A 25,870-nucleotide genomic window follows, 5' to 3' on the forward strand; every position below is an offset into this window, starting at 1 on the left:
AACAAAATGGAGCCTCAAACGATCTTGTCGCTTTCAGTCGACGTTCCCGCTTCAATTTGATGGACATCTTCGACTTTTCCATTCGAAAAGAGGACAAGGGTGATTAAGGCAAACACCATAATGATAAGAGCGATGTCAAATGCGTTCACCGCGCAAGCAATCCCAATTGCGCCTGTGGCCCAGAGACTTGCAGCTGTGGCCGTTCCTTTTACAGAGGAACTAAGACGAAGGATTGCGCCTCCGCCTATGAAACCCATGCCGGTGATAACCCCTTCAATTATCCGGGCCAATGCCTCGGGGCTTTGGGCTGTTATCCCTTCGGTTGCCTGGACAAAACCACAGCTAGCAACCGCAACGAGAGGGAATGTCCGCAACCCCGCACTTCGCTCTTCTCTTTCTCGGTGCCACCCGATGGGAAGAGCTAAAACATAGGCGGCTACGAGCGTGATCACATGGGGCCAGATGTTGAAATTGTCGGAATTCAGAGCGTCATAAAGCGCGGCGTGGAATTGTTCCATACGTTCAACCCTCAAGATTTGTGCGTCATAAACGTACCAAGCTCAATAACGTTCCCCCGCCTCTCAAACTGCAGGATGGCTGCACGGTGTTGGAACAAAGGTTCAACAGTTAAGTTAACGCACACCCCTCGGCGGCGACGGCAAAGCCTGACAAGCCGTGATGTAGATGCAGAGAAACGGGGTATTTGGAATTTCTCGGCCTTTCAAAGACCTTATTGATTTGGCAGCAATGAAAGGAACTTCCGTGCGGATTGCGACCTACAATGTGAATGGTATCAATGGTCGATTACCGGTCCTGATGCGATGGCTCAAGGAAGACAGACCCGACATTGTAGCGCTTCAGGAATTGAAGACGACGAACGAGAAGTTCCCTTACTTGGCGTTGTCCGAAATAGGCTATCAGGCAGTTTGCCACGGCCAGAAAAGTTGGAATGGCGTTGCCATTCTTGCCCGGGGCCAGATGCCTGTTTTGACACGCGTTGGCCTGCCAGGGGATACCAGTGATACACAGAGCCGCTATATTGAAGCTGCCGTAAATGGTATTCTTATTGGTTGCCTTTATCTTCCTAACGGCAACCCGGTGCCGAGTTCAAAATACGACTTCAAGCTTTCCTGGCTCAAAAGATTGCACACTTATTCGGCTCAACTCCTGGACCTGAATGTGCCGGTAGCATTGCTTGGCGATTTCAATATTATACCGACAGATTTTGATGTTTACGCCCCTGAACGGTGGCGCGATGATGCGCTCTTTCGTCAGCAAGTCAGAGAGGCCTTTTCTCTGCTCTTAAGCTTGGGGTGGACGGATGCGGTCAGACAGCGGCATCCCAAGCAACAGAGTTTTACGTTTTGGAAATACTGGCGCAACTCATTTCAAAGAGATGCCGGCCTCAGAATAGACCATGTGCTGCTCGACCCCAACCTTGCATCAAGGCTTCGAACGGCAGACGTTCGAAGAGAGCCCCGAGGTTGGATTCGAACAAGTGACCATGCACCTGTAATGGTCGTTCTCGATTAAATCCCCGGATGAATTTAATATGCGCAAAGGTTTATGGGCTGCCGAAATGCGCACTGTCGCGGATTCTTCGAAGTCTTAGGTTAACCGTGCTTCTCCCTCCCACGCGTCAGGTTCTCAATCGGATTGAGCAGGCTTGCTCGGCTGGTCACCGCCAGTACCCGTCTCTGGGGTATTATCTGTCTTGATCTCGCGAGGTGGTTGGCTGGGCGTGTCCGATGTGGGAGGCGTTTGAATGCCCTGTGATGTCTGCCACGAACCGCCGCCACTCATACTCCACACCAAAAAGATGCCGATTATTACGATCAAAACAATCAGAATAAGACGTGGAAAATATCGCAACATCTTAGAGGATCCGCCTTCACCTTTTAAATTCTTCTTCTCGGGCATCATTTCCTCCACCCCAAAAAAGTCGCTACAAAGACCAGTATAACTATGACGAGGAGCGCAGAGATTATTGGAGCAAGTCCTCGCGATTTGCCTTTTTTCTCATATTCGCGTGGCCCGTGATCCCATGCCCTCATGCCACTCGCATGAGTTGTTGCGTTGACGTTTTGAACGCCCTTTTCAAGCTTGGGTGATTGCGCTTCGGTCAGGGTAGGATTCCCGCCCACCTCCGCGTCAGTCTCATAGGGTGCCACTGCCGGATCAAAGCCTGCGACCTTATCACCAGTTTCGCCTTTTTGAATGGCACCACGCGTGCGGGCACCAGAACTCCGGTCAGGCTGAATTTCTTTTACCATTCTAAACCTCCCAATCAGAACCGCACAGTCTCGCAAATGTTCCCTCGCGATACCTCTCCGCGCGTTACAGGGTTTGGGATACAGCAGCCTGATTTCTAATACTCTTAGAAATGCCATCTTTCGTTCACGACAAGCCTTCGCTGATCGCCGTGAATAAAGTTCCGAAGAGGCTGAAACTTTTTGATTGCTGTGGAGTTATTTGAGCAATGCCAAACCAGCTCGCCAGTGAGATAACGACACATTCACTGGCCCTGGTGTCTATTATAAAAGGAGATAATCAACATGAATTCTATCATCTATTTAGTAGGCCTTGTCGTAATCGTGTTGTTCATTCTTTCTTTTCTGGGATTACGCTGATGGTTGACCAAACTGTAATCGATAGTACTTCGGACCGCGGATACATAGACTGGGCCGCAATTTTTGCTGGCGCTGTCGTTGCGTCGGCTATCATGGCCGTTATGACCGCTTTCGCGAGCGGGCTGGGTCTAAGTTCCTTCTCGGTCGATGATGGTGGCGACCTCAGTGTCGCCTGGCTTGTAATAACCGCACTTTTTCTAATTCTGTCGATGGTCGCCTCCTATATGCTGGGTGGTTATATCACTGGCAGAATGCGCCGCCCCACCGGGACGGCCACACGCGACGAATCCACCGTTCGCGATGGGATCAATGGCCTTGTCGTTTGGGGTCTTGGTACTGTGATATCTGCGCTTTTCGCGTTAAGTGTGATTTCAGGTGGAGCTAAAGTTGTTGGAAATGCTGCCCAGACAGCTGTGGAAGCCACGGGTTCTGTGGTTGGCGGCGCTGCACAAGGCGCTGGACAAATAGCTGGTGGTGTCCTGTCAGGCGTAGGAAACGCAGCAGGTGGTCTAGCGCAAGGTGCAGGCCAAGCGGCAGCACCCTCTGTTGAACAGATGTTGCCAGAGGGCTTAAAGACCAATCCGATGGACTATCTGACTGACACGCTTCTTCGGACTGATAATCCAAACACGACAGCTGGTCAGGAAGCCCAGGATGTTGCCAATTTCCAAAGGCAGGCCGCTGGCATCCTCGGTAATTTGCTTTCCACAGGCGAAATATCTGAAGCAGATAAGACTTGGCTGAGCACACAAGTCGCTAATCGCACGGGCATCAGCCAAACTGACGCCGACACGCGTGTTAATCAGGCAGTGGAACGTGTTCAGACACTTCGAACAGAAGCTCAAACGAAATTTGATCAAGCCCAAAAGGCAGTTGCTGATGCAAGAGCTGAAGCTGAGAAGGCAATTGAGGAAGCTAAGACGAAAGCCGCTGATGCTGCGGAGCAAGCAAGGATTACCGGTATTTTGACTGCATTCTTCCTTGCTGCTTCTGCGCTTGTTGCTGCCGCAGCAGCCTATATTGGTGCTGTGCATGGCGGCCGCCATCGCGAGGAAGGTCGCATATGGGGCGGTCTTGCGTATCGCCGATAAGTAGGGATACGAGCAGCCAAACACACAGGATCTCTGTAAAGACAGAGATCCTGTTTGCTATTTATATATTGCAGCCCGATCAAAAATGAGGTTCGGACCTTTGAAAACAGGACCGTTACAAGCCCGATCGGTGTGAAAAGGATCGTGCTTTTAAATCGCGTTACAAGACCAAATGCGGGATCAGTTTGATGTTTTGACGCTCTCTCAAAGTGTTGTGAGGCGCTAATTACAGCGCCTCATCACGCTTTATTATTTTTGAGCGAGTGCTTGAACACCGTCGAGTGCGCACTCGGCGTCGATGCTGCCCGTCGGCGCACCACCGACACCTATCCCCCCGACCAGCGCTTCGCCGATCTTGATTGGAAGACCACCTGCCTGGATGACAAAGCGGGAATCCATATCTCTCATGCCACTATTTGCTGGCTTGGAGGCGATGAAATCGGCGATTTCACCGGAATCGCGGCCGAGCGCTGCTGCGGTGAACGCTTTGCCTGTTGCGCTATTGTCTGTGTGCGGGCCCGAGAGGTCCGCTTTGAGAAGAACCTTGGTCGAACCATCGCGCCCTACAACTGCGACACTCACATTGTGTCCCTTGGCGGCGCAGCTTTCGAGTGCAGCCTGGGCCGCTTTTGTTGCCAGTTCAAGCGGGAGATAAGGGGTGGTAGGAAGCGTCTGGGCAACAACTGCGCCCGGAGCCATCGACAAAGCCAAAATTGCAAGTTTGCGGATCATGGTTACTCCTTAATCGTAATGAGCGCAGTCTAACCCTGCTTTTTGCCTTAGAGTATCCGTAATTACTGCATGATCCTCCGTAGTTCTACTGAGGAGCAACGCCTTGCAACAACATACGTGTCATTTCTGCCTGTGATGTTGTCCCCAATTTTAATCCAATTGCAGCGCGGTGACTGTCGACGGTCCGAGGGGATAAACCAAGGCTATCGGCGATTTGCCTGGTGGTGAACCCTTCTGCAATGCGCTCAAGAACTTCACGCTCCCGGGCAGTCAATGTATCGAGCAAAGCCTGATTTTCAGCCCTGAGGGCCTTATCAATGAGCAGCTGCGAAAGCTTGTTTTGCGCCTTATGAATAGCGTCAATCAAGTCTTGCTCGTCTATGGGTTTGGAGAGGTAATCTACAGCGCCGTTCTTAAACGCTTTCCGGCAAGCCTCGATATCCCCATGACCAGAGATTATAATCACCGGCCAATCAACAAGTTGACCCTCAAGTCGCTCCTGGAGTTTCAGACCGGTCATGACAGGCATGCGGATATCAAAAATCAAACATCCTGGTTGTAACCGGGCGAGTTGGGCCAGGAAAGCCGTCGGATCGGCAAAGGTTCTGACTTCAATGTCGATGGTCGAAAGAAGAAGGCTTAGCGCTTTTCGGACTGCTTCATCGTCATCCACGAGATAAACAGGGTACGCCACTTTGCTATCCTTCGCCTTGAGTATTGGGCAATTCAACCCGGAACAGCGCCCCGCGGCTGTTGGGAATGTAGTGAATCTCACCGCCGAAACCTTCTACCAGCCGCTTGCTGAGCGCCAATCCCAGGCCCGTACCCTCGGAACGTCCGGTCGCAAAGGGGGTGAAAAGCCGGTCGAGCAGTTGTGGGTCCACGCCCGGGCCATTGTCGGCAATTTCGAGGACCGCGAGATTATTTTCAAGCTTCAATGACGCCTCCACCCGACGATCGTTTTGCGGAGCATTGTCTGTAAATGCCTCAATCGCATTGCGCAGGAGATTGAACATGACCTGTTCCATTTCCACCGCATCCACGGTGGCTATTACGGGGGTCAGAGGCATTATAAGGTCAAGACTAACGCTTCGACGGCGCGCTTCAGGGTCGAGCAACGTCTTAACCGTCATCAGCGAGTTTCTCAGATCTGAGGGTTTCTTTCCCTGGCGTTGCGGCCGAGACCAGTTCCGGAGCCGATCCAAAATAGCCGATGCTCTGCGTGCCTGCTGCACGATATCATCAAGCGCTTCTGCGACAGCAGCGAAATTGTTTCGTTCCAACAGTCGCCTGCTTGCCTGAGCACTTGCAAGAAGGGCCGTCAAAGGCTGGGTGAGTTCATGAGCCATGCCACTGGCCATTTCACCGAGCGAATTGACACGCGTTGCATGAGCAAGGCGGGCTTCAAGACCACTTAATTCCGCTTGCTGTTCAGCTTGCCGCGTGCGTTGCGTCTGTCGCGCAATAACCAACCCGCCAAAAAACAGCAGATTTACCAAGACCAGGATCGGAACCAGACGATTGGGCGGCAGTAAATCAGACCAGCCTATAGCGATGGCCGTTTCAAAAATGAGCGGTTGTGTGCTGCTTCCCAGCTTCTTCGAAAATTGTCCGCTATCGAACGATCCGGGATGGCTGGCCAATACTGTTCCATCAGGCATGAGGATGCGACGCGCGGTGCCAGGACGATCCCAAAACGGATCGTCCGAGCTGATCAACGCATCGGCATTTATCGACAGCATGAGCCCATCATGGGGACTTTCGGTTTTGGGGCTGCGTTTTACGATCAAATAGTGGCCGGGTCTTTTGTCCGACGACATGAGGTGGGGAACTTTGCCCGATGACAAAGCTGCTTGTCGAACGGCTGTGATGAGCTCTGGTTCGAGAGGACGACTTCCGATCACTCGTCCTTCGGGATTTACCGGCACCAGCTGGATTTCATCAATTCGCGGGTAAAAGCGGATGATGGTCCCGGCGACTTCCTCAAAGACATCAAGCTGCGAAGTCTCTTCGCTTCTGGCTTTGGATTGTGCGATTGTGGAAAGCGCTGTGAGATGTGCATCGTGCTGATCCGCGCGCTGCGATGCCTGGCGATGCAAGGTGAAACTTGCTGCCTGAAGCTGGGATAACGATGTGGTATGCTGATAAATCGATAGGCATAGAACGCTTGCTATATTGATGAGCAACCAGACGAATAATGGAAGTAGCGCGCGCCGCGACAGCAGGCGCTTTTTTCCATTTTGTCCGTTCATCAATTATACCCGGCTTCAGTGATCCTTTATCTAGCATAATGGCAGAGCTTTGCGTAGCCAACCCCAAATAACAGATCTTTAGTCTCAGTCAGGCATGCGCAAAACAAAAGCTGCGTGATCGCTTTTGTAACGTCCCAAATATCTGGCGATCACGAGCTTACAACAACGAAAATACCAGAGATTGCGGAACATTGAGACGGTCCTGGAGTTCAATTCGTGCATCGCGAAAATTGTGTGATGTGGCTTAGGCTCAAACCTGAATAGAGAAAAATGGACGTCGCACTCATCATCGGCTATCTCGCCTCCCTTTGTTCTGTAACAAGCTTCGTTCCGCAGGTGTTGAAGGTCGTACGGACAGGTGACACCGAAGCAATCTCGATGAGGATGTACACCGTGACGGTGATTGGCTTCGCCTTATGGTCCGCGTTTGGTTTCCTGCGGCATGAGTGGCCAATCATTCTCACGAACTGTTGTTGCTTTTGTCTTTCCGGATTTATTTTGTTGAAAAAATATAGATCCACGTGAGCAGCTGTTTCCGTCGGTCGCGATCATATCATTTTGTGCAAAGCGTCTGTGTGTCACGTCACCGACCATATCAGGGTAGCTGCGACCCCTCACAGGCGCATTCGCGAAAAGCCCGATAGATAGTAGACCCCGCAACTGTTGACTTTACCATGCATCAATTCCATGTAACCAAGAGTATGGGAAAGAAAAGCGACACCGACGCTAAGCGCATGCAAGTGACACAAACCTGGCAGCTCCCTGTTACAGCCACGCTCGGCTCTGGCGTACGCGCCAAGGGGATTCTCCAGGAGATACGGGCACGTGTGCCCTTTATCGTGCGGGACGCTATCAATTTGGAAGCTGGGACAATTTCACTGTCGTTGCCAGTTGATTTACGTGATCGCTTTGATGCAATCGTCGCTTCAATAGACCAAGCCCTTGAAAAAGTGACGGAATTGCCGGTTATTCCAAGAGAAGTAGAAGATATTCTCGCAATATCAACAACTGAACGTCACAAGTGGCTAAAAGACGGACGACTTCCAAGCGCTGGAACGCGCACAGTGAAACTGCGCGGTCGTGCCAGAAAAATTACCTTTCATGTCTTTGATCCCAAAGTGATCGAAGACATACTTGATCGTGGGGCTGCGGAAATATGGCGTGAGCACGATAAGGAGACCGCATCTGAAAATAGAAAACGCGCCGCTGCAAAGGCTAAATTGGCACGGTCCCAGAAGAACCGTGACAAACCAGATCCAGCACTCAAAAACGCAAACGATGGCGGTTTGAAACCAGACGGCTGGGATGAATTCAATGCAGACGGCTTCCTAAAATAAGCACCCCTCATCTTGACTTGATTTGCTTGGGTTAGGTGCGAGCGTGTGTTTTGCCCGAAACAATCTTAAGCAGTTAAAAATCTGAATCCTGATTGGTGAATACTTCGACCTTTGGCCATCCTAGCTTCGGGTCGGGCGAATAAATGCGACAATTGCCGGTATTGAGCGATAAAACCCCATCAGAGCGAGGCTTAAAATAGCGACATTTGTAGCGAAGAACGTCCAATCGACCTGCGTTGGAAACTGATCAAACTTTACCCAGCTTAATCTGACCTGTTGGGGATATCGCGAAAATTGCAAACGTGAGATATCCTGCTCGATCCATTTGAAAGGCCAGCCGAAATTTACCGAGGCTTGATCCGAAAAAGAAGTGACAGATTCGCTCTTCGCGTTAGCAATCGTCCAGATTATGATGCTTGAAAGCGGTAAGCAGCATAAAAACACCTTTATACGATTGGCAAACATAATGATGGCCTTGCTAATACTCGAAAAGTCCGTGCAATATTGTGCTTATTGAGCACCGCATCAAGGTAAATTCTTGGCTTTCGGGCTAAAGCTTAACGCACTTGCGCTTTGGCCCGGTTGATAAGATGTCGCTCGACTTCCTAGCTTGTCATCTTAGCAGTGAAGCGACGTAAACAGCGACCACTAATGAGAACGCCGTACTGCACAGCCTTGAACGCATATGATCACGCCTCTTGGCAGATGAAGAAGCGGCGTTAAGTCTTTCCAGCTTGATCAGAGAACGTATCCTGCATTTGCACGATTCTAAGCAGGGCAGTCCGCAACCAATCTGCGCACAATGAAATTTGTACACTCCTGATTATAGCGTTGATTGTGCAAATGCAAACGCAAGGCAAAATTGTCTCACTAGGCAGGTCAGCTGCGGTTAGCGACACAATCATTAATTTCTACAGGCTCATCCAACCCGAGCTGCGACGCTGATATCATCAACTCAACTGCCGCAGATATTGGAGCGATAATCGGTATTTCAAACCAGGTTCGCAAAAATTCCGCAGCTTCTCCAAGCGGCCCTCCTCCAATTATCACCGCGTCGGCATCGTCTTGTAGACAGTCGTTTACAGCTTTCGCCAATTCTTTACATAATAAGTCATTATTGCCAGCTAATTGCTCTGGATCACCGTGTGTGCAGCGAATTCCCGTATAGGTTTGAGCATAACCAAGCCAATCAGCGCGTGCCGCTATCGCATCTGCCAGATCCGGCGTTACCGTAGCAACTCCAAATTTCCGACCATTTTGTCCAGCCTCAATCATCGATGCCTCACAAATACCGATGACAGGAATTGCAAGTCTGTTTTGAAGAGCAACAACGCCTGGGTCGCCATAGGCACTCACGATGATCCCATCATAATTAGGAGCCTCTCTAGTCGCGATTTCGATAACTTGAGCTGCCGAAGCTTGGAGCTGCACCTCATTCACGATCATCGATGGACTGCGGTCGGCGGTGGCCATATCAAGTTCAAGCCGCCCCTGAGCTGTCCGACGTGCGATGTTGAGCATCATCTCCGTCGTAGCCACTGTACTGTTCGGATTAATCAGCAATATACGCGGAGATGATGACATCAATTTCAAACCTGTTCTTTTGCAGTTTTTAATGTTGTTACTTCTGTTGTATCTAGATCAGCCGGCTGGGTCAGATCTTCCATGGAACGACGATAGGTTTCCGGTCCCAATTGGATACAGAAAGCAAATACCGCATACATTGAAGCTGCGAGACTGAAAACTCCAATCATGCCGAAGTTATCAAACAACGCGCCCGCAATTGTTGGCACAAATGAACCCGCAGCAGAACCACTCGCGAGGATAAGTGCCACGCCGAAGCCGCGTATACGTGTTGGATAAAGTTCTGGTGCGTAGATCCAGATTGATGTGTTTAGGAGCAACACAAAAAACTGGAACACCGCTCCAAAGAACAGAACCAAATACAAGCTGGTTCCTAGATAGATAATGGCCAAGGCGGCAGCACATGCACAAACTGATCCCAGCGTGAGTACTTTCTTACGTGGGAAGTAATAGCCAAAGGCTGAAGCTGCAATTGCGCCTAAAACACTACCACTTTGAATAATCATGCTGTAGAGCAGACTGCCCGAAAGAGTGTGCCCCATCGATATGAAGATCATGGGCATCAGAGTGAGCACAGAAAGCTGCGCGCCGTAACTCATCAAGATTGCGATCGCCACAGGAATAGTTCTTCCGATAAATGGCTGATGGAAAAGCTCTTTCCAGTTTCCTTTTGTCGGTGCAACTTCACTGGCCTCTGGCTTTGAGAGGTACTCTTTCATCTTGAGATTCTTAGGCCGCAAGGTTCCTGAAGCCAAGATTGAGAGTACTTTGTTTGCTTCTTCAGTTTTCCCTTGAGAGGCCAGAAAACGAGGGGTCTCAGGAACATATCGGCGGAAGAATACCACCAGAAACGCAGGGATTGCTAATACAGCAAATAACCAGCGCCAGTTGTTCTCGCCAGGAAACAACGTAAACACGAGCAAGCCAAATGCCGGTGCCAGAAAATTGCCGAAACCACCCGCCCCCACATTCACAAGGCCTGCTGCTGTCCCACGAAACTTTGGTGAGCAAAATTCAGCGAGCATTGTTACAGCTGTCGATATCTCACCGCCCACACCAAAGCCCACAATTGCCCGGGCCACACACATCCAACCAAAGCTCGGCGACAGAGCGCATAATGCCGAGCCTAAGGTGAACAGGAGCAAATTTATGCTAAGCATGACGCGTCGGCCATAACGATCTCCGAGAATTCCGGAGAGAAGACGACCTGCAGCAGCACTCGCAAAGGTTATCGTATTCAAGAATCCAATATCGGTACCCGTCAGGCCCCATTGCTCGCGCAAAATTGGCCCTACCAAGCCAATAGTGTTTTGTTCGAAGCTGTCGAACAGGCATCCGATAAGAACCAAAAGCAATATCTGTTTGTGCGCGCCCGTCACTCCTATGCTTCCCAGCGCTTGTTCCATTTGCTTATTTGCTGGCGAAGAGCCGCCAGTTTGTATCATTTGTTCCCCTGCCATAACGGTCTAACTCCCTTGTTCAGCCGTATGAAATTATTTTTTCATATTGAAGCACAAGAAAATTGATTTTGATAGTTATTTTTTATGCATGATAAACAGATAGATAGTGGATTTCTCGTGCGATTAAAAAGGATGCATGAGGCTTGAAATTCTGCTAATAACTTGCTTCAGTTGAAAATTGGATTTCAATCTGACTCATGAATGCGGCGCCAAGATCATTCCTTTCCCGTGTACGAGATGCGCTGGAAGAACTGCCTCCGGCCGAAAAGCGGCTGGGCGAATTTGTATGTGACTTTCCTGGTGAACTTGCGAGTTACTCGGCGTCCGAACTCGCCTCGCTTGCACATGTTTCAAACGCGACCGTCACGCGTTTCATACGTCGGCTTGGCTATGAAACTTACGAAGAATCCCGTCGTCATGCCCGCGAGGAGAAGCAAACGGGGTCACGTCTGTTCTTGTCGAGCGTCACTGACCTGGCTGAAGGACAATCGCTTGCAGCACATGTCGGCCAGGGAATTGCTAATCTTGAACAGACATTTGTTTCTATTCGCGATGCCCAGATTGACGCTGTGACCCAAACATTGCTCACCGCGCGCCGAATTTGGGTCATGGGCTTTCGCAGCAGTCAACCTTTTGCCTCTTATCTCCAGTGGCAAATGACGCAAGTGGTCGATAACATAGTGGCCATCCCTGGTCCTGGACAGACCCTTGCCGAGTATCTTGTGGCGATTGCGCCAGAGGATCTCGTTATAGTGTTCGCGTTGCGCAGACGCATTTCGAAGTTGGACGACATACTGTCGGCAATTGAGAAGCGGGGCGCTAAGCTCCTTTATATAACTGATGAAGGTGCTCCATTTCGTGCTTCCGCAGATTGGCACTTTCACTGCCAGACTCTTGCACCAGGTCCGCTTTTCAATCATGTGTCGGTCATGGCACTTTGTCATGTACTCACAACAAGGGCGATTGAAAAAGCAGGGGTTGCGGGTCGCAAGAGATTGCGTGAGATTGAAACACTTGGCGATGCACTCGAGGAGCTTTGATCCACCATCAACGTCAATAGATCCCGCGCGAAGTGTTAAGATGGAGCGCCGAATATCAACAAATTGAAGAACCTAGATTTTCCACTGCCCTGAGAGTTTGAATATGTCTGCATTACTCAATCTAGATCAGCAGACCATGTTCGCCCTCAACGCTCTGTTGCTTCTGGTTTTCGCTACCGCTTTTGCCTTTGCCGGAACCGGACGCAATGATCGCCTTTATTGGGCGTATATGGTGATCTCGAACATTGTATTTGCGATATCTTTCCTTGTCTTTTCACAAAAAATACGCGGAAGCTCAGCAGACCTTTTTCTACCGAATTTTCTGATTTTCGTAGGTTTGAGCCTGCGCTGGATTGCAATTCGCGAATTCTATGGCAAGTCAGCGACCATAAAAGCCCTTCTGATCGTCCCGTCAGCCGCAGTGCTCGCCTACATTTCCTGGCCACTGACGGGGCTTGGCACAGTTTTCGGCACAATAAATCTGCTGATTGCCGTTCAGATCCTTGTAATCATCTGGTCTATTGCTTGTGAAAAAGAAGATCTGAAATCAAAATGGGGGCTGATCGCGAGTTACGCAGTGCTGGTAGTATCCTCGTTATTGAGGGTCCTGCAAGGTTCGATCCTTCACCCATCTATGGATTCGCTTTTACCGGCCGATCTTTTTCTGCAGCTCAACCTGGTCGCTGCCGCTATCCACATCAGCGCCTCGGGAGCCTTTTCTTTATTGATCGCATACGAGCGTAGTGTGAACAATCTGCGCGCAATCGCACTACGTGATCCGTTGTCAGGACTCCTTAATCGACGGAGCATAGAGGCATTTGCAAACCCTGACACAGGAAAGAGCCCAACGTCCAAGGCGACGATCATCATGATCGACATCGATTATTTCAAACTGATAAACGATTCCTATGGCCACGCAGCAGGTGACGCCGCGATAAAGCACTGTGCGAATTTAATCAGTGCAACATTCTCCAAAGACAGCTTGATCGCACGGGTGGGTGGAGAGGAATTCATGGTAATTGCCCCGGGCCGGACCTCGGCATGGAGTACAGAAACTTCCGATAGATTTCGCGAAAAACTTCTAGCTGAGCCATTTCATCATAATGGGCAAGCGATCCCGTTTACAGTGAGTATGGGTATTTGCAGTGGACATATAAACACAATCGCAGAGTTCGATGCCCTCTGGAATTGCGCAGATAAAGCTATGTATATTGCAAAATCCGCGGGTCGTAACAAGACCTAAGTAAGTGGGTGCCTGGCAGTAAAGCAGCCGCAGCTAGATGGCCGCGGCTCGATTTTGCCGGTCTCATCCCCATCAGTTTCACGCAACTGAGGTCAGTTGCAACAACGAAACCGCTTTCGCAAGCTGTTCCGTTATTGAGATAATAAGCACTGCGATAGCTGGCATATTTTAAGGCATCAGAATTGCTCGCGGTTCTACAAACTCATCGATCCCAAATGCGCCAATCTCCCTCCCAAGCCCGGATTTTTTGAAGCCGCCAAAGGGCGCTCTTGGATCATGAGGAGCGCCGTTGATGACCACGCGACCAACAATCAATTGCGATGCCACGCGCTGCGCACTATCCATGTCTTGCCCCAACACGTAGGCTTGCAGGCCGTAATCGCTATCATTGGCAATGGCTACGGCCTCTTCTTCATCCCTGTATGGAATAAGGCTAAGAACCGGCCCGAAAATTTCTTCTCGAGCAATACGCATGTCATTTGTGACATCGGTGAAGATCGTTGGTCGGACAAACCAGCCTTTGGTAAGACCATCGGGACGCTCGAGCCCGCCGGCAAGTAAAGTAGCGCCTTCTTCCAGACCAAGACGGATATAGGATTTCACTCGGTTCCATTGCGCCAGACTTGCCATTGGTCCAATTCGAACATCAGGATTACTTGGGTCTCCGACCTTGAATTTGGCAACTTCCTGCTTCAACCGGGTCTCGATCTGGGTAAGAAGTGCCCGTGGTACTAGAATTCTAGTGCCTGCTACACATGCCTGGCCGCTATTGGCAAAGCCCGACAGCAAAGCGATGGGCAATGCATGATCCAAGTCCGCATCAGGCAAAATGAGCGTTGGACCTTTGCCTCCCAACTCAAGAACGACGCGCTTCATATCCTCAACGGCTGCAGTTTGAATGAGCTTGGCTGCAGAGGTCGAGCCTGTAAAACTGATCGTTGCCACATCTTTATCCCCCGTCAAAGCTGCGCCGACAACCGCCCCTGTCCCGTTCACGATGTTGAATAAACCGGCGGGCAATCCGGCCGAATGTAACCGCTCAACAAAGAGCTGGGTCTGGATCGCGCTTTGTTCGGCTGGTTTAATGACGACAGTCGAACCAGAACCAATTGCATGTGCAAGCTTACTCGCAATAAAGCCGAAATTGCTGTTCCAAGGGGTGATTGCAGCTATAACGCCTCTGGGCAGCATTTTCACCATGCTCCGGCCGGCCACACGATCGAAATCATAATCTGCAACCGCTTCTGCCATGACATTGAAAGCTGAGGCTGCATTTTGCGCGGAGAAGCTGCTGAAATAGTGGGGCGCTCCGTACTCTTCACGCATTGCATCAATAAGCTCTTGAGGATTCGCAAGTACCGCTTCTGCAAGGCTCTTGAGCATATCAATGCGTTCGGCTTTGCTAGTTGCTGCCATCGCAGGAAACGCTCGCTTTGCAACCATAACCGCCGCCTTGGCATCATTGGCATTACCGAGGCGAACACTGCCAATCGTTTCCTCGGTAGATGGATTTGATAGATCCAACCATTCATTGCCTTCAGGCGTAATAAAGGCTCCGTCGATATAAATCTGTTCGATCTTTCGCATGATAAAAATCCTTAAAGGTTGCTGCAAGAGAGTTAAGTCTCTGCTATTGACAAGTAAACATGCACGAATGTTTGCGGACTGATGAGGAGAATCGCGCGATGACCAATGCCACACTCGCCGAGTTGCAAGCCGTTGCGGCTGTGGCAAGAAACAAAGGTTTTCGGTCTGCAGCGCGCGAACTCGGCGTCTCCTCATCCGCATTAAGTCACGCTGTTAGAGGTCTGGAAGAGAGGTTGGGTGTCAGGCTTTTCAATCGCTCCTCACGCAGCGTCGCACTAACGACTGCTGGCGAAAGATTGGTTGAGGCCGTCATCCCAGCACTTAATGACATCGACATTGCGCTCGATAACATTCGGGAGGAAGGGCCCGAACCCACAGGCATCCTGCGGTTGAATATGGCACTTGGCGCGGCCCGGATGCTTTTGATCCCAATGATCCTTGAATATCTGCGTCTTTATCCGCGGATGGAGGTGGAGATGATTACCGAAGGTGGCCTTATCGATGTCATTGGCGAAGGTTTTGATGCAGGCGTTCGCCTCAGAGAAGCCGTTTCGCCAGATATGATTGCTATTCCGATCATTCCGAAGATCCGCTCCATAATTGTCGCCTCACCTGCTTATTTTTCAGGGCGTGATAAGCCTGTTCATCCACATGATCTGATGAACCACCAATGCATTCGCGCCAGAATGGTCAGTGGGCGTTACTATCATTGGGAGTTCGAAAATCAGTTCGAAGCGTTCCGTATAGATGTGCCTGGTCAACTCGTTCTAGATGAGAGCGGCTTGATGCTCGAAGCCGCTCTCGCGGGTGCGGGCCTCGCCTATCTCTCCGAATTTTCAGTCGACAAATATCTCAAGACTGGCGAACTCATTCAGGTGCTTGATGAATGGACACCTCCCTATGAGGGATTGTGTATCTACTATCCCGGACGCAGACACGTACCGGCGAAACTCCGAGCCTTTATCGAGCTTGCAAAGCAATATGCTGCCAAACATGACAGTTGAAGGATTATGGCATGATCCGTCCCGATATTGCCGACCGGGACGGTGCCTTCGCCGCAACGCTTTGAAAGCCTCAGCTCGCGCCTGTCAGTAGACTGAACAGCCCAGTCAACGCTGAAGGCTCTGTCGATGTCAGATCATACGGACATGCCACTGAAAGCAGCGCAAAGCCAATAAGTCCAACAATCATATACTTCATCTTAAGCGCTCCTTTTTTGCAGATTAAGTCTCTAAGATCGTCAGTTCCACAGCGATGTTGCCCCGCGTTGCTTTCGAATAGGGGCAGGTCTGATGCGCTTGTTCGACAATTGTGCGAGCCAGCTGCGGATCAATTCCCGGCAAATAGATCTGCAAGCGCGCCTGCAGAAAATACCCGCCGTCATTGGTTCCAAGGTCGACCTCTGCGTTGACGGCTACCTCGGACGGAAGACGAAGCTGTTGCTTGCCTGCAGCAATTGTCATTGCACCAATGAAGCACGCAGACCATCCGGCCGCAAACAGTTGCTCGGGGTTGGTTCCGGTCTTACCGCTGCCGGGAGGTGAAAGCCGTACATCAAGTGCGCCGTCATCACTCAGTGCTGCACCATCACGACCACCCGTCGTGCGGGTTTTTCCGGTATAGAGAACCTTTTCGATAGCAGACATTTTTCTTCCTCTCTTTTTGCAGCTTCGCAAAATAACTGCCAAGCCGCTGACAAGAGAAAATTTAATGTCCAGCAGTATCCTGCATGTTTCAGGAAATACCCAAAATGTATCACTAAGTAGTCAGGATACACTGTTGAGCGGGATCATCACTCCTTTGGAATAATAACCTCAGCAGCCAAACCACCTCCCTCACGGTTGTAAAGCCGCACTTTTGCGCCAATCGCGACACTGAGCTGCTGTGCAATCGCCAGCCCCAGCCCGGTCCCGCCGGTTTCTCGATTACGCGAGTGCTCAAGGCGATAAAAAGGTTGCATCGCGGCCGCTAGTTTATCGTCTGGGATCCCTGGCCCTCTATCGGAAACAGTGATGACGAGCTCCTGGTTCTCCATCCTTTCGACCACTATCTCTGCTGCCCCAGAGAATTTCAGCGCGTTATCGATGAAATTGGTCAGAATCCTTCGCAAAGCGTGCGGCTTGGTCAGTGCCGTTCCTGAAACATTGCTTAAGACTGTGACCTGTTTTCCGGTATCCTGATAGTCATAAGCTACGCTGTCGATGAATGATGACAGGTCGATACGGGACGGCTTTTCACCACGGCCATGTGTACTGCGCGCATAAGCAATCCCGTCCTGAACAAGCTGTTCGATTTCACGAAGATCTTTGATAAGTTTGCGCTTGTCTTCGGTATCTTCTGCCATATCCGCCCGCAGACGCATCCGGGTGATTGGCGTTTGCAGATCATGAGAAATCGCAGCCAGTATCTGAACCCGTTCCTCCAGATAATGTGCAATTCTATCACGCATTGCATTGAACGCACGTGTTGCCTTAATCACTTCAACAGGCCCCGTTTCCGGAACCGGGGGCGTCTTGGTATTGGGATCAAGGGCCGCGGCCGCAGCTGCAAAATCACCGAGAGGTCGCACGGCCAACCTTACGGCAAACCAGACGCACAAAATCAGCAAAATCATTTGTAATATAAATACATAAGGCAGCCAGGATGCGATTGGCATTACCCCGCGGGGCGTTACATCAATCGTTAAAGGCTCGCCATCAGACAATGTCAGATGTGCCTGCAACCGCCGCCCCTCCCCCGGGATAGCTTCAACGCGCAAGGGATATTTATGCCCCGCAGCATCCTCAATACGTTCAGCAATTTCAGCCCCCCGTCCGCTTGTGTCTTCAACTCCAGGATCACCCGCGCCTAAAAGGAGACGGTAATTGCCACGGCTAAGCCGGTTAAGCCACTCGGGCCGCTCCTGCGAAGGCAGGCGATCAATAACCGCGATCGATGTTGCCAGATCGCTCTCTAATGTGCCGAGCATAATTGCTTTAGCCGACATATATCGCTCGGCCACAAGAATACTAAAAGACAATCCATAAGCAATCAGAAGACCTGCAAACAAAATGAGGAAAAGCCGCGCACGTAACGTACGGGGCCAAAAGCGAAACTGAGAAATGTGGCTGCCTTGGATCATTATACGCGCGGCTCCGATATCTCAACAGGTACGGAAAAAACATAGCCCTCTGCACGTACGGTCTTGATGTAAAGCGGCTCTCGGGCATCGTCTCTTAATCTCTGTCGCAAACGGCTGACCAGAAGATCTATGGATCGGTCAAAGAGTTCTGCATCGCGCCCTTGTGTCAAATTGAGGAGCTGATCGCGGTTCAAAACCCGCTGCGGATGATCAATGAAAACGCGTAAAAGTCGATATTCTGCACCACTTAGAGCAACCTCTGTTCCTTCATTATCGAGCAGATGCCGTCCAACAGTATCCAGTCGCCAGTTTCCAAATTTAAGCAAGGTCCCAGCTTCGCTGATCTGAAGGTTCGGTGGCAACATGCGGGTTCGGCGCAGAACGGATTTTATCCGGGCCAGAAGCTCGCGGGCTGCAAAGGGCTTGGAGATATAATCATCCGCCCCCATTTCAAGCCCGATAATGCGATCCATCTCGTCATCGCGCGCAGTCAGCAAAATGACCGGAACTGCCCTGTGTTTGCCAGCCCGCAGTTCGCGGCAAAGCACGAGCCCGTCATCACCGGGCATCATGATATCCAAAACAACCAGATCGACAGAGTTGGCTTCAAGAATACTGCGCATCTGGCGGCCATCAGCCGCAACCGTGGTGCGGAAGCCGTTCTTCTTCAAATAGCTTGAAACTAGCTCGCGGATCTCCCGATCATCATCGACAACCAGTATATGATCGATGTGTTCCATAACGGGCCTTTCAATCTTGTTGAGTTCAGATGGTCTTTATTGCTGCGAAAGCTTGCAGTACACAAAAGCTTTTTGAAGCGAACGCCCGGATATTTTCAATCCGGGCGTCGTACTTCGAACCTGGAACAGGCGTATGTTTCATTGAATCGCACCACATCTGCAAATATTTTCATGCAGCCGTGCCGTGAATGCCTGTCAGCCATCATACGAGTGTCAGTGTCACAGAAATATTGCCACGGGTCGCTTTTGGCTAAGGGCAGGTTTGATGTGCATCATCGATAATGGCCTGTGCGACACTTCTTTCCAAACCTTCAAGCGTAATACGCAATCGTGCCTGCAGCAGATAAGCGTCCCCTGCCATTCCCAGATCGACCTCCGTATCCACTGCCACGTCAGCAGGTAATCGCAATTGGCGTTTGGCGGCTGCTTTCGTCATCGCGCCAATGAAACAAGCAGACCAACCAGCTGCGAAAAGCTGCTCCGGATTGGTGCCGGGCTTGCCGCTTCCAGGCGGTGAAAGACGAATATTGAGCGCTGCATCATCACTCAGCGCCGAACCATTGCGGCCACCTGTGGTGTGTGTGCGCCCTGTATAAAGTATTCTCTCGATTTCAGCCATCATAGCTCTCCGTTCGGTCATTAATGCCTTAACCGGGCATCTGTTACTCTCTTCGAAGAAGTTTTTATTGCGTCGTCGTGTCCCGTGTATTTCACAAAGTACGGGTAATGTATCAAATTGTATCAACCCGAATTTTCCGGTCTGAGCACAAAATATACGCCACGACTGGTTGTTACATTTAAATACAATTGGGCCACAGGTCAGAAACATACCGGATACCCAGGCACATCATAACAGATGCTGTTGCTGGTCGAGCCACATCGCCGCCCAGAGCCTTGCAATCCGGTTTTAAAGGAAACGATGATGACGCTTCTGATAATCGCCTATCTTGGCGGCGTTCTGACGATCTTCAGCCCCTGCATTCTTCCAATTCTCCCCTTCGTCTTCGTCCGTGCGGAGCAACCTTTTTTACGCAGTGCGCTTCCGATGCTTCTTGGCATGGCCTCCACATTTGCACTTTTGGCAAGTCTAACTACCGTCGGTGGGAGCTGGGTGATCAATGCCAATAGTTATGGCAGATACGCAGCTATATTTCTGCTGGCGCTGTTCGGACTGGGACTGGTGTTCCCCCGTTTTGCGCAGTTCGGTACCCAATCTATCGTGAGTTGGGGCAACAGCCTGACAAACCGTTCATTATCCAACAAAGCTGGTCCCACCGCCGCCAACTCCTTCATTCTTGGGATAGCGACAGGACTGCTTTGGGCGCCATGCGCCGGACCTATCCTTGGTCTCATCCTCACCGGTGCAGCACTCAATGGCGCGAGTTTCCAGACATTGTTTTTACTGCTCGCATTTGGAGTGGGTGCGGCAACTTCACTTGGTGTTGCACTTAGCGTCAGCGGGAAGCTGTTCACATCGATGAAGCAATATCTTGGTGTAAGCGAAGGTATTCGCAAAGCGATTGGCATTGGTGTCATCTCAGGCGCCTTGGCGATAGCATTTGGACTGGATACTGGGTTTCTTGCACGCATTTCCTACGCAAATACGGCATCCCTCGAACAATCCGTCCTTGATCGTTTCAGCAGCGCAAAAAACCCAGCCCCAGTCCTCGATGGCACTCAGGTTTCAAGCACGAGCCATGATGAGCCTCAGCTTTATCGCAGCAACCTTCCGGTCGAAGGTTTAGCGCCTCCACTCGATGGTGCCGTTGAATGGCTGAATTCTGCGCCCTTAACCATGGAGCAGCTCCGCGGAAAGGTAGTTTTGGTTGATTTCTGGACATATTCTTGCATCAACTGTATCCGGACCGTGCCATATGTCCGCGCCTGGGCGGAGAAATACAAGGATAAGGGCCTCGTTGTTATCGGAGTGCATACCCCTGAATTTGCATTTGAAAAGAAAATCGACAACGTCAGCAAGGCTGTAGAGAGCTTTAAGATTGGCTATCCGGTCGCCATTGATAACGACTACAAAATCTGGCGCGCCTATAGCAACAATTACTGGCCCGCTCATTACCTAATCGATAGCAATGGCAAAATCCGCTATCATCATTTTGGTGAAGGCAACTATCGCAAAACCGAGCAAGCAATTCAGGACCTTCTCCATGAAGCCGGAATCCAGGCTGCGGCAGAGCCTGCAGTAAATCCGGATGCGAAAGGCGCGGAAGCAAGCCCCGATCTAGGCAATGTCCGCTCCCTGGAAACCTATCTTGGATATGAGCGCGCAACGGGTTTCACCGCATCAGAAAAAATCGTCGAAGACGCAGCCGCATCGTATTCTCTAACCACGCTTGGGTTAAACGAATGGGGCTTATCGGGCACTTGGACAGTTGGCGCCGAAAAGGCAACACCGGACCGGTCCGATGGCAGTCTGGCAATTCGCTTTCGTGCGCGCGATCTTCATCTCGTGATGGGGCTGAGCGAGACCTCGAAGCCAGTAAGATACAAGATCACGATCGATGGCAAAGCCCCCGGCACAGATCATGGTTCAGATATTGACGCGCAAGGCAATGGAACGGTTGAAAACACAAAACTTTATCAACTCATCCGCCAGAGCGCCGATGTGAAAGAACACGAGTTTGAGATCCGCTTTCTGGATAAAGGGGCAGCGGTTTATGCATTTACTTTTGGATAGGACCTGTTGGATAGGCCCCTTTGGATAGGCTTGTGCAGTCCTGCATTTCAATCAGCGCGATTTTAGAACCGTCGGGCGATGGGTGAAACCATTTCCCGATGGTCTCGTTTACTGCTATTGCCGCACTGATATGTACGATTTCAGATACACAGAGAAGCATTATCGACATATCTGGGATACAGCATTGCTCCAGTTTTTGCAGGTCAACTCAGCAATAGGAGTAATGAACTTGCTAAACAAAATCTTCCTGATCGGCGCTCTCATGACATCAATCACCGGGGCGGCCTTCGCCGAGCAGAATCCGACAATTGTACTTGTCCATGGAGCATTTGCAGAATCCAGTAGCTGGGACGGAGTTGTCAAAAATCTCGAAAACGACGGTTTCAAGGTTGTGAGCGCAGCCAACCCGCTTCGAGGGCTGAAGACTGACGCCGACTACGTCTCCTCTATCGTTGGCTCAATCAAGGAGCCGGTCATTCTGGTCGGGCATTCTTACGGTGGCAGCGTCATTTCCAATGCCGCCAACGGTCACACTAACGTAAAGGGCCTGGTTTACGTCGCAGCCTTTGCGCCAGAGGCTGGTGAAAGCGCAATCGCGTTGAGCGGCAAATTTCCCGGCAGTAGTTTGGGACCCACCTTGGCTCCCCCGGTCGAACTGATGGATGGGGGCAAGGATCTTTATATCGATCAGGAAAAATTCCACGATCAGTTTGCAGCCGACGTGCCGGAGAAACAGGCACGGTTGATGGCAGCCGCGCAACGCCCTATCAAAGATGAGGCGCTTTCAGAACCAGCGGGAAAACCCGCCTGGAAAGCCATACCATCATGGTTCGTCTATGGTGACCAGGACAAAAACATACCGCCGGCTGCACAAGCTTGGATGGCCGAGCGGGCACATTCAAAAAAGACCGTCGTGATCAAAGGCGGTTCGCACGTGGTCATGGTCTCTCACCCTGATGTCGTCTCTAACCTTATTGAGAATGTGGCCACCGCCTCTCGATAGCCGACAAGACCTTGTGTTTGCCTTTACGCGATCGGTTACCCTTTACAGCAAAAACTCCGGCTGCAGCTGCAGCCGGAGTTTATTTTTGGTCGAAGTATCAGTTCGAAAATGTTTGTGAAAAATACGTTTGATTAAAACTTGTCAACGTCAAGGATGGCCTGCGCAAATGCTTGAGGCGCTTCCTGGGGAAGATTGTGCCCAATACCGCTGCCCACGTTTCGGTGTTCATACTTTGCTATAAACATCTTGGCATATACTGCCGGATCAGGATGCGGGGCGCCGTTGGCATCGCCTTCCATGGTGATTGTTGGAACGGTGATTTTGGGCGATTTTGCAAGCTTTTCTTCATAGGTGTCGTATTTTCTTTCGCCCCGTGTAAGCCCCAATCGCCAGCGATAATTATCGATAGTGATTGCCACATGATCGGGATTTTCAAACGCTTTCGCCGTTAAATCGAAGGTCGTATCGTCGAACTTCCATTGCGGTGACGCTTGCTCCCAGATCAGCTTATTGAAATCACGCGCATTTGCCGCATAACCGAGCTTGCCTCGTTCAGTGGCGAAGTAAAACTGGTACCACCATAGGAGTTCGGCTTTAGGTGGTAAGGGTTTGGCGTTGGCTGCCTGACTGCCAATGAGATAACCACTAACCGAAACCATAGATTTGCAGCGCTCGGGCCAAAGTGCCGCCATGATATTAATGGTGCGTGCGCCCCAGTCAAAGCCCCCTAAAATGACTTTTTCAATCTTCAGGGCATCCAAGAGTGCGATCATATCAAGCGCGAGTGCACTTTGCTGACCATTTCTTGACGTTTTGGCCGAAATAAAGCGTGTGGAACCATAGCCTCTGAGAAACGGAACGATGACCCTGTATCCCTGTCCTTTGAGCAGTTCGGCAACGTCTGCATAGCTATAGATGTCATAAGGCCAGCCATGAAGCAGCAAAACTGCGGGACCATCAGCAGGACCAACATCCGCATAGCCAATTTCAAGGACGCCGGCCTTGATATGACGTATTTCCGGAAAACCTCCACTTGGCTTTGTTACGCCGCTTTGAGGAGAAACAGATTGGTTTTGGGCGTGTGCAGAGGACACAGTGCCAAGTTGCGCTGCGGCGGCAGCAAAAGCCGCGGCACCTAAAACAAAGCGTCTGTTTGGATGAAACGATTGAGTCATTTGTCATTCTCCTGAGTTAATCAGGAGATAACGACGCTTTTGTGTGTCTGGCGATTGTCGCAGCAAGCTCGTTCTGTGTCTTACTGTATACCGAATGCATCGTGATACAGAAGGCTACAATGAAGTTCTTGAGCGAGCGTTGCTTCCTGGCGCCCCGACCACTTCAAAATATGCAACGGATCGGGCAATTTTTTGATCTCCGTCTCGCAAACAGTGAAAAAAATCCCGTACTTTCGCTTGTCGCAAGATCGTCCGCAGGCACTGGCAATCAACTGCAGCACCTGCGTAACGGAGGCAAGTTCGAACTCCCGCGGAATTTAATGAATGTCGGCTATCGAAAGATGATTGCAGAATGCCGTGTCCGGTCTGTTCATTCCATTCTATTCAAAAATTCGGAAACGGCCTTCATGCATAATGCGCGTTCTTCGACATGCGGCATATGACTGGATTGCTCAAACATCACCCATTGGTTTTGCTTAATATTTTCCACGTAAGGCTTTACCACAAGCGGAGTCGCCTCGTCATAATATCCTGAAATCACAAGGGTGGGCACAGATATGTTGCTCAGACGATCTTCAATCGTCCAGTCTTTCATCGTACCGATGACATGAAACTCCGTTGGCCCATTCATGTTTCGGTAGACGGTATTATCTTCGTCCATGATTGCGAATGTTCTCGCAACTTCTGGAGGCCATGGGTTTAGACGGCAAACATGCCTGTCGTAAAAGACGCGAGAAGCCGCCAGATACTCTGGATCTGTCAACGTGCCCAACCTCTCATGCTTGAGAAGTGTTTGTTGGACCTCTGTGGGAAGTTCGCTTCGCAGTCGGTTTGCTTCCGAGACCCATGTTCGCATATTTGCGGGAGAGTTAGCGATGATCAGCGCTTTAAGGCCCGATGGTTGCCGAACCGCGTGTTCCGCACCAAGCATCCCGCCCCATGATTGGCCGAGAAAGGCATAATGTTGATTAATGCCGAGGAACTGCAATAAATTGTCGAGTTCCTCTAGAAAGAGCTCTACAGTCCAGAAATCAGCCCCTTTATCTCTAAGCCGGGTCGAATTTCCGTTACCAAGCTGATCATAATGGATGACCGCACGGCCATCGAGTGGAGCTATATCCTTGAACGCATCCACATAATCATGCGTACAACCGGGACCGCCATGTGCAACGACGAGCGGGAGTTTGCCTTGATCAAGAGAACCGGTGATACGATACCACGTTTTATATTCGCGAAATGGGATGAAGCCTTCCGTTTGCCTGATAGCAGCCAAGTGATCCTCCGTTTGTACGATTTTTGAGGACCATAGCGCGGCTTTACTGCCCCTGGCAGCTATCACAACTTATAGGTTCTGACTTGAATCAGGCATCAAGAAGTCGGCCGCGCGTCGCCCGCACCACGGCCTGGGTTCGATTTTTTGCACCGAGTTTTTTCGCAGCTGCATTAAGATGCATCACGACCGTTGGCACAGACCGAGCAATGATCCGCGAAATTTCCTTTGCCGATAAACCTTCCGCAGCATGACGCAGACATTCGCGCTCTCTCTCGGTCAAATGTACCTTTCCGGTGCCGCGAATTTGCTCATCAAAGAGTTCATAGGCTGCTTGATGAAAGATCTGCGCCATTAAATTGAAATCTGCTACATAGCGAAGGGCACGTTGCTTGAAATCAGTCCGTGAACCAGAGAACACCCCGGTCACCGTCGCGTAATCGCCGAATGGCATGTGGATGGGAACAGTAACACCCGCCGATATATCTCGCTCGTGGAGGTAGTTTGCGACGGGTGCAGTATCCTCCGTCATAAACTTTTGCAGCAGCGTTTCAGCTTTCTCATCGTAATTCCAAAAGAACGGTGCGGATGCGCGGCAAGCAAGACGCTGCACAGGATCTATCCGAAAATAGCCTTTTTCAGCCCAGAATTCCTGCATATCATCGCTGATATTGCGTAATTTCATCAATGATGGCCCCATCATATTGCCGTTCATATCGAAGGCGGAAGGGGTGTAATCGTAAATAAGTGCCTCAAAGCCAAGTGGCTTCATGGCCGCAAATATCTCATCAATCCGACCGTCGAGTGTCTGATGGGCGGTAAAGCTCTGCCTGAACGTCTCAATCTCGTCGCGCATCGTAATCTCCGAAACTTACCTCCCAAGGCATCCTATCACTTCTTATAGGTGGCATAG

At 50.6% G+C, this 25,870-nt stretch carries 25 protein-coding genes; 9 read left to right on the plus strand and 16 right to left on the minus strand.

Features of this window, described 5'->3' with window-relative positions; all coding sequences use genetic code 11:
* Positions 1 to 14: 14 nt before the first annotated feature.
* The gene (locus tag KMS41_26785; GenBank protein QWK81412.1) at positions 15 to 518 is read right to left on the minus strand and encodes an MgtC/SapB family protein; all 504 of its coding nucleotides are present in this window, start codon (positions 516 to 518) and stop codon (positions 15 to 17) included.
* Positions 519 to 747: 229 nt separating this feature from the next.
* Between KMS41_26785 and xth the strand changes: the two genes are divergently transcribed.
* A complete protein-coding gene (xth, locus tag KMS41_26790; GenBank protein ID QWK81887.1) occupies positions 748 to 1,533 on the plus strand; it encodes an exodeoxyribonuclease III in 786 nt (261 codons plus the stop codon).
* Between the two features lie 114 nt (positions 1,534 to 1,647).
* Here xth and KMS41_26795 read toward each other — a convergent pair whose 3' ends face one another.
* Both KMS41_26795 and KMS41_26800 read right to left on the minus strand, forming a co-directional pair.
* The gene (locus KMS41_26795) at positions 1,648 to 1,923 is read right to left on the minus strand and encodes a hypothetical protein (GenBank protein QWK81413.1); all 276 of its coding nucleotides are present in this window, start codon (positions 1,921 to 1,923) and stop codon (positions 1,648 to 1,650) included.
* Positions 1,920 to 2,273: a hypothetical protein gene (locus KMS41_26800; GenBank protein QWK81414.1), complete on the minus strand. Its 354-nt coding sequence runs from the start codon at positions 2,271 to 2,273 to the stop codon at positions 1,920 to 1,922. The genes KMS41_26795 and KMS41_26800 overlap by 4 nt, the downstream gene beginning before the upstream one ends.
* Before the next feature lie 356 nt (positions 2,274 to 2,629).
* Between KMS41_26800 and KMS41_26805 the strand changes: the two genes are divergently transcribed.
* The gene (locus KMS41_26805; GenBank protein ID QWK81415.1) at positions 2,630 to 3,721 is read left to right on the plus strand and encodes a hypothetical protein; all 1,092 of its coding nucleotides are present in this window, start codon (positions 2,630 to 2,632) and stop codon (positions 3,719 to 3,721) included.
* 249 nt (positions 3,722 to 3,970) lie between these two features.
* Here the strand turns inward: KMS41_26805 and KMS41_26810 are convergent, their stop codons facing one another.
* The 3 genes from KMS41_26810 to KMS41_26820 form a co-directional block, all read right to left on the minus strand.
* Positions 3,971 to 4,453 (minus strand): heme-binding protein, encoded by a 483-nt coding sequence (locus KMS41_26810; protein QWK81416.1) that lies wholly within the window; start codon positions 4,451 to 4,453, stop codon positions 3,971 to 3,973.
* A gap of 85 nt (positions 4,454 to 4,538) precedes the next feature.
* The gene (locus KMS41_26815; GenBank protein ID QWK81417.1) at positions 4,539 to 5,147 is read right to left on the minus strand and encodes a response regulator; all 609 of its coding nucleotides are present in this window, start codon (positions 5,145 to 5,147) and stop codon (positions 4,539 to 4,541) included.
* 4 nt (positions 5,148 to 5,151) lie between these two features.
* The gene (locus KMS41_26820; GenBank protein QWK81418.1) at positions 5,152 to 6,705 is read right to left on the minus strand and encodes a two-component sensor histidine kinase; all 1,554 of its coding nucleotides are present in this window, start codon (positions 6,703 to 6,705) and stop codon (positions 5,152 to 5,154) included.
* A 270-nt stretch (positions 6,706 to 6,975) separates the two neighbouring features.
* Between KMS41_26820 and KMS41_26825 the strand changes: the two genes are divergently transcribed.
* A complete protein-coding gene (locus tag KMS41_26825) occupies positions 6,976 to 7,230 on the plus strand; it encodes a SemiSWEET transporter (GenBank protein QWK81419.1) in 255 nt (84 codons plus the stop codon).
* A gap of 176 nt (positions 7,231 to 7,406) precedes the next feature.
* On the plus strand, positions 7,407 to 8,042 hold the full coding sequence (locus KMS41_26830; GenBank protein ID QWK81420.1) for a hypothetical protein: 636 nt from the start codon (positions 7,407 to 7,409) through the stop codon (positions 8,040 to 8,042).
* A gap of 879 nt (positions 8,043 to 8,921) precedes the next feature.
* Here KMS41_26830 and KMS41_26835 read toward each other — a convergent pair.
* Together KMS41_26835 and KMS41_26840 are read right to left on the minus strand one after the other, a co-directional pair.
* A complete protein-coding gene (locus KMS41_26835; protein ID QWK81888.1) occupies positions 8,922 to 9,629 on the minus strand; it encodes an aspartate/glutamate racemase family protein in 708 nt (235 codons plus the stop codon).
* Positions 9,630 to 9,631: 2 nt separating this feature from the next.
* Complete coding sequence (locus tag KMS41_26840) at positions 9,632 to 11,086, minus strand: MFS transporter (protein ID QWK81421.1); 1,455 nt, start codon at positions 11,084 to 11,086, stop codon at positions 9,632 to 9,634.
* Between the two features lie 197 nt (positions 11,087 to 11,283).
* Here KMS41_26840 and KMS41_26845 point away from each other — a divergent pair, with 197 nt between their 5' ends.
* Positions 11,284 to 12,126: a MurR/RpiR family transcriptional regulator gene (locus KMS41_26845; protein QWK81422.1), complete on the plus strand. Its 843-nt coding sequence runs from the start codon at positions 11,284 to 11,286 to the stop codon at positions 12,124 to 12,126.
* Between the two features lie 103 nt (positions 12,127 to 12,229).
* Positions 12,230 to 13,369: a GGDEF domain-containing protein gene (locus KMS41_26850; protein ID QWK81423.1), complete on the plus strand. Its 1,140-nt coding sequence runs from the start codon at positions 12,230 to 12,232 to the stop codon at positions 13,367 to 13,369.
* 168 nt (positions 13,370 to 13,537) lie between these two features.
* On the opposite strand, the gene KMS41_26855 is transcribed toward KMS41_26850, so the two are convergent.
* On the minus strand, positions 13,538 to 14,956 hold the full coding sequence (locus KMS41_26855; protein QWK81424.1) for an aldehyde dehydrogenase family protein: 1,419 nt from the start codon (positions 14,954 to 14,956) through the stop codon (positions 13,538 to 13,540).
* Between the two features lie 98 nt (positions 14,957 to 15,054).
* Here KMS41_26855 and KMS41_26860 point away from each other — a divergent pair, with 98 nt between their 5' ends.
* A complete protein-coding gene (locus KMS41_26860; protein QWK81425.1) occupies positions 15,055 to 15,960 on the plus strand; it encodes a LysR family transcriptional regulator in 906 nt (301 codons plus the stop codon).
* Between the two features lie 219 nt (positions 15,961 to 16,179).
* Here the strand turns inward: KMS41_26860 and KMS41_26865 are convergent, their stop codons facing one another.
* The 4 genes from KMS41_26865 to KMS41_26880 all read right to left on the minus strand — a co-directional run bounded on the left by KMS41_26865 (position 16,180) and on the right by KMS41_26880 (position 19,436).
* Positions 16,180 to 16,602 carry an organic hydroperoxide resistance protein gene (locus KMS41_26865; protein QWK81426.1) on the minus strand — a complete coding sequence of 141 codons (423 nt, stop codon included), beginning with the start codon at positions 16,600 to 16,602 and terminating at the stop codon, positions 16,180 to 16,182.
* Between the two features lie 146 nt (positions 16,603 to 16,748).
* A complete protein-coding gene (locus KMS41_26870) occupies positions 16,749 to 18,077 on the minus strand; it encodes a HAMP domain-containing protein (GenBank protein QWK81427.1) in 1,329 nt (442 codons plus the stop codon).
* Positions 18,077 to 18,817 carry a response regulator gene (locus KMS41_26875; protein QWK81428.1) on the minus strand — a complete coding sequence of 247 codons (741 nt, stop codon included), beginning with the start codon at positions 18,815 to 18,817 and terminating at the stop codon, positions 18,077 to 18,079. Before KMS41_26875 ends, KMS41_26870 begins: the two co-directional genes overlap by 1 nt.
* Positions 18,818 to 19,067: 250 nt before the next feature.
* A complete protein-coding gene (locus KMS41_26880) occupies positions 19,068 to 19,436 on the minus strand; it encodes an Ohr family peroxiredoxin (protein QWK81889.1) in 369 nt (122 codons plus the stop codon).
* A gap of 303 nt (positions 19,437 to 19,739) precedes the next feature.
* Here KMS41_26880 and KMS41_26885 point away from each other — a divergent pair, with 303 nt between their 5' ends.
* Complete coding sequence (locus tag KMS41_26885) at positions 19,740 to 21,509, plus strand: cytochrome c biogenesis protein DipZ (protein QWK81890.1); 1,770 nt, start codon at positions 19,740 to 19,742, stop codon at positions 21,507 to 21,509.
* Positions 21,510 to 21,732: 223 nt separating this feature from the next.
* A complete protein-coding gene (locus KMS41_26890) occupies positions 21,733 to 22,512 on the plus strand; it encodes an alpha/beta hydrolase (GenBank protein ID QWK81891.1) in 780 nt (259 codons plus the stop codon).
* 131 nt (positions 22,513 to 22,643) lie between these two features.
* Here the strand turns inward: KMS41_26890 and KMS41_26895 are convergent, their stop codons facing one another.
* The 3 genes from KMS41_26895 to KMS41_26905 all read right to left on the minus strand — a co-directional run bounded on the left by KMS41_26895 (position 22,644) and on the right by KMS41_26905 (position 25,813).
* Entirely contained in the window at positions 22,644 to 23,687 is a 1,044-nt protein-coding gene (locus KMS41_26895; protein QWK81429.1) for an alpha/beta hydrolase, read from the minus strand.
* A gap of 370 nt (positions 23,688 to 24,057) precedes the next feature.
* Positions 24,058 to 24,960: a proline iminopeptidase-family hydrolase gene (locus KMS41_26900; GenBank protein QWK81430.1), complete on the minus strand. Its 903-nt coding sequence runs from the start codon at positions 24,958 to 24,960 to the stop codon at positions 24,058 to 24,060.
* A gap of 88 nt (positions 24,961 to 25,048) precedes the next feature.
* Entirely contained in the window at positions 25,049 to 25,813 is a 765-nt protein-coding gene (locus KMS41_26905) for a LuxR family transcriptional regulator (GenBank protein QWK81431.1), read from the minus strand.
* Between the last annotated feature and the right edge of the window lie 57 nt (positions 25,814 to 25,870).

This window comes from Ochrobactrum sp. BTU1, assembly GCA_018798825.1.
In the GTDB taxonomy this organism is placed as follows: Bacteria; Pseudomonadota; Alphaproteobacteria; order Rhizobiales; family Rhizobiaceae; genus Brucella.

Coding starts and splice junctions, on each gene's coding strand:
- KMS41_26800 (QWK81414.1), bottom strand. CDS start 2,273: ATGGTAAAAGAAATTCAGCCTGACCGGAGTTCTGGTGCCCGCACGCGT.
- KMS41_26825 (QWK81419.1), top strand. CDS start 6,976: ATGGACGTCGCACTCATCATCGGCTATCTCGCCTCCCTTTGTTCTGTA.
- KMS41_26875 (QWK81428.1), bottom strand. CDS start 18,817: ATGGAACACATCGATCATATACTGGTTGTCGATGATGATCGGGAGATC.
- KMS41_26840 (QWK81421.1), bottom strand. CDS start 11,086: ATGGCAGGGGAACAAATGATACAAACTGGCGGCTCTTCGCCAGCAAAT.
- KMS41_26905 (QWK81431.1), bottom strand. CDS start 25,813: ATGCGCGACGAGATTGAGACGTTCAGGCAGAGCTTTACCGCCCATCAG.
- xth (QWK81887.1), top strand. CDS start 748: ATGAAAGGAACTTCCGTGCGGATTGCGACCTACAATGTGAATGGTATC.
- KMS41_26785 (QWK81412.1), bottom strand. CDS start 518: ATGGAACAATTCCACGCCGCGCTTTATGACGCTCTGAATTCCGACAAT.
- KMS41_26870 (QWK81427.1), bottom strand. CDS start 18,077: ATGATCCAAGGCAGCCACATTTCTCAGTTTCGCTTTTGGCCCCGTACG.
- KMS41_26845 (QWK81422.1), top strand. CDS start 11,284: ATGAATGCGGCGCCAAGATCATTCCTTTCCCGTGTACGAGATGCGCTG.
- KMS41_26895 (QWK81429.1), bottom strand. CDS start 23,687: ATGACTCAATCGTTTCATCCAAACAGACGCTTTGTTTTAGGTGCCGCG.
- KMS41_26810 (QWK81416.1), bottom strand. CDS start 4,453: ATGATCCGCAAACTTGCAATTTTGGCTTTGTCGATGGCTCCGGGCGCA.
- KMS41_26850 (QWK81423.1), top strand. CDS start 12,230: ATGTCTGCATTACTCAATCTAGATCAGCAGACCATGTTCGCCCTCAAC.
- KMS41_26795 (QWK81413.1), bottom strand. CDS start 1,923: ATGATGCCCGAGAAGAAGAATTTAAAAGGTGAAGGCGGATCCTCTAAG.
- KMS41_26890 (QWK81891.1), top strand. CDS start 21,733: ATGAACTTGCTAAACAAAATCTTCCTGATCGGCGCTCTCATGACATCA.
- KMS41_26885 (QWK81890.1), top strand. CDS start 19,740: ATGACGCTTCTGATAATCGCCTATCTTGGCGGCGTTCTGACGATCTTC.
- KMS41_26830 (QWK81420.1), top strand. CDS start 7,407: ATGGGAAAGAAAAGCGACACCGACGCTAAGCGCATGCAAGTGACACAA.
- KMS41_26860 (QWK81425.1), top strand. CDS start 15,055: ATGACCAATGCCACACTCGCCGAGTTGCAAGCCGTTGCGGCTGTGGCA.
- KMS41_26805 (QWK81415.1), top strand. CDS start 2,630: ATGGTTGACCAAACTGTAATCGATAGTACTTCGGACCGCGGATACATA.
- KMS41_26820 (QWK81418.1), bottom strand. CDS start 6,705: ATGAACGGACAAAATGGAAAAAAGCGCCTGCTGTCGCGGCGCGCGCTA.
- KMS41_26865 (QWK81426.1), bottom strand. CDS start 16,602: ATGTCTGCTATCGAAAAGGTTCTCTATACCGGAAAAACCCGCACGACG.
- KMS41_26855 (QWK81424.1), bottom strand. CDS start 14,956: ATGCGAAAGATCGAACAGATTTATATCGACGGAGCCTTTATTACGCCT.
- KMS41_26880 (QWK81889.1), bottom strand. CDS start 19,436: ATGGCTGAAATCGAGAGAATACTTTATACAGGGCGCACACACACCACA.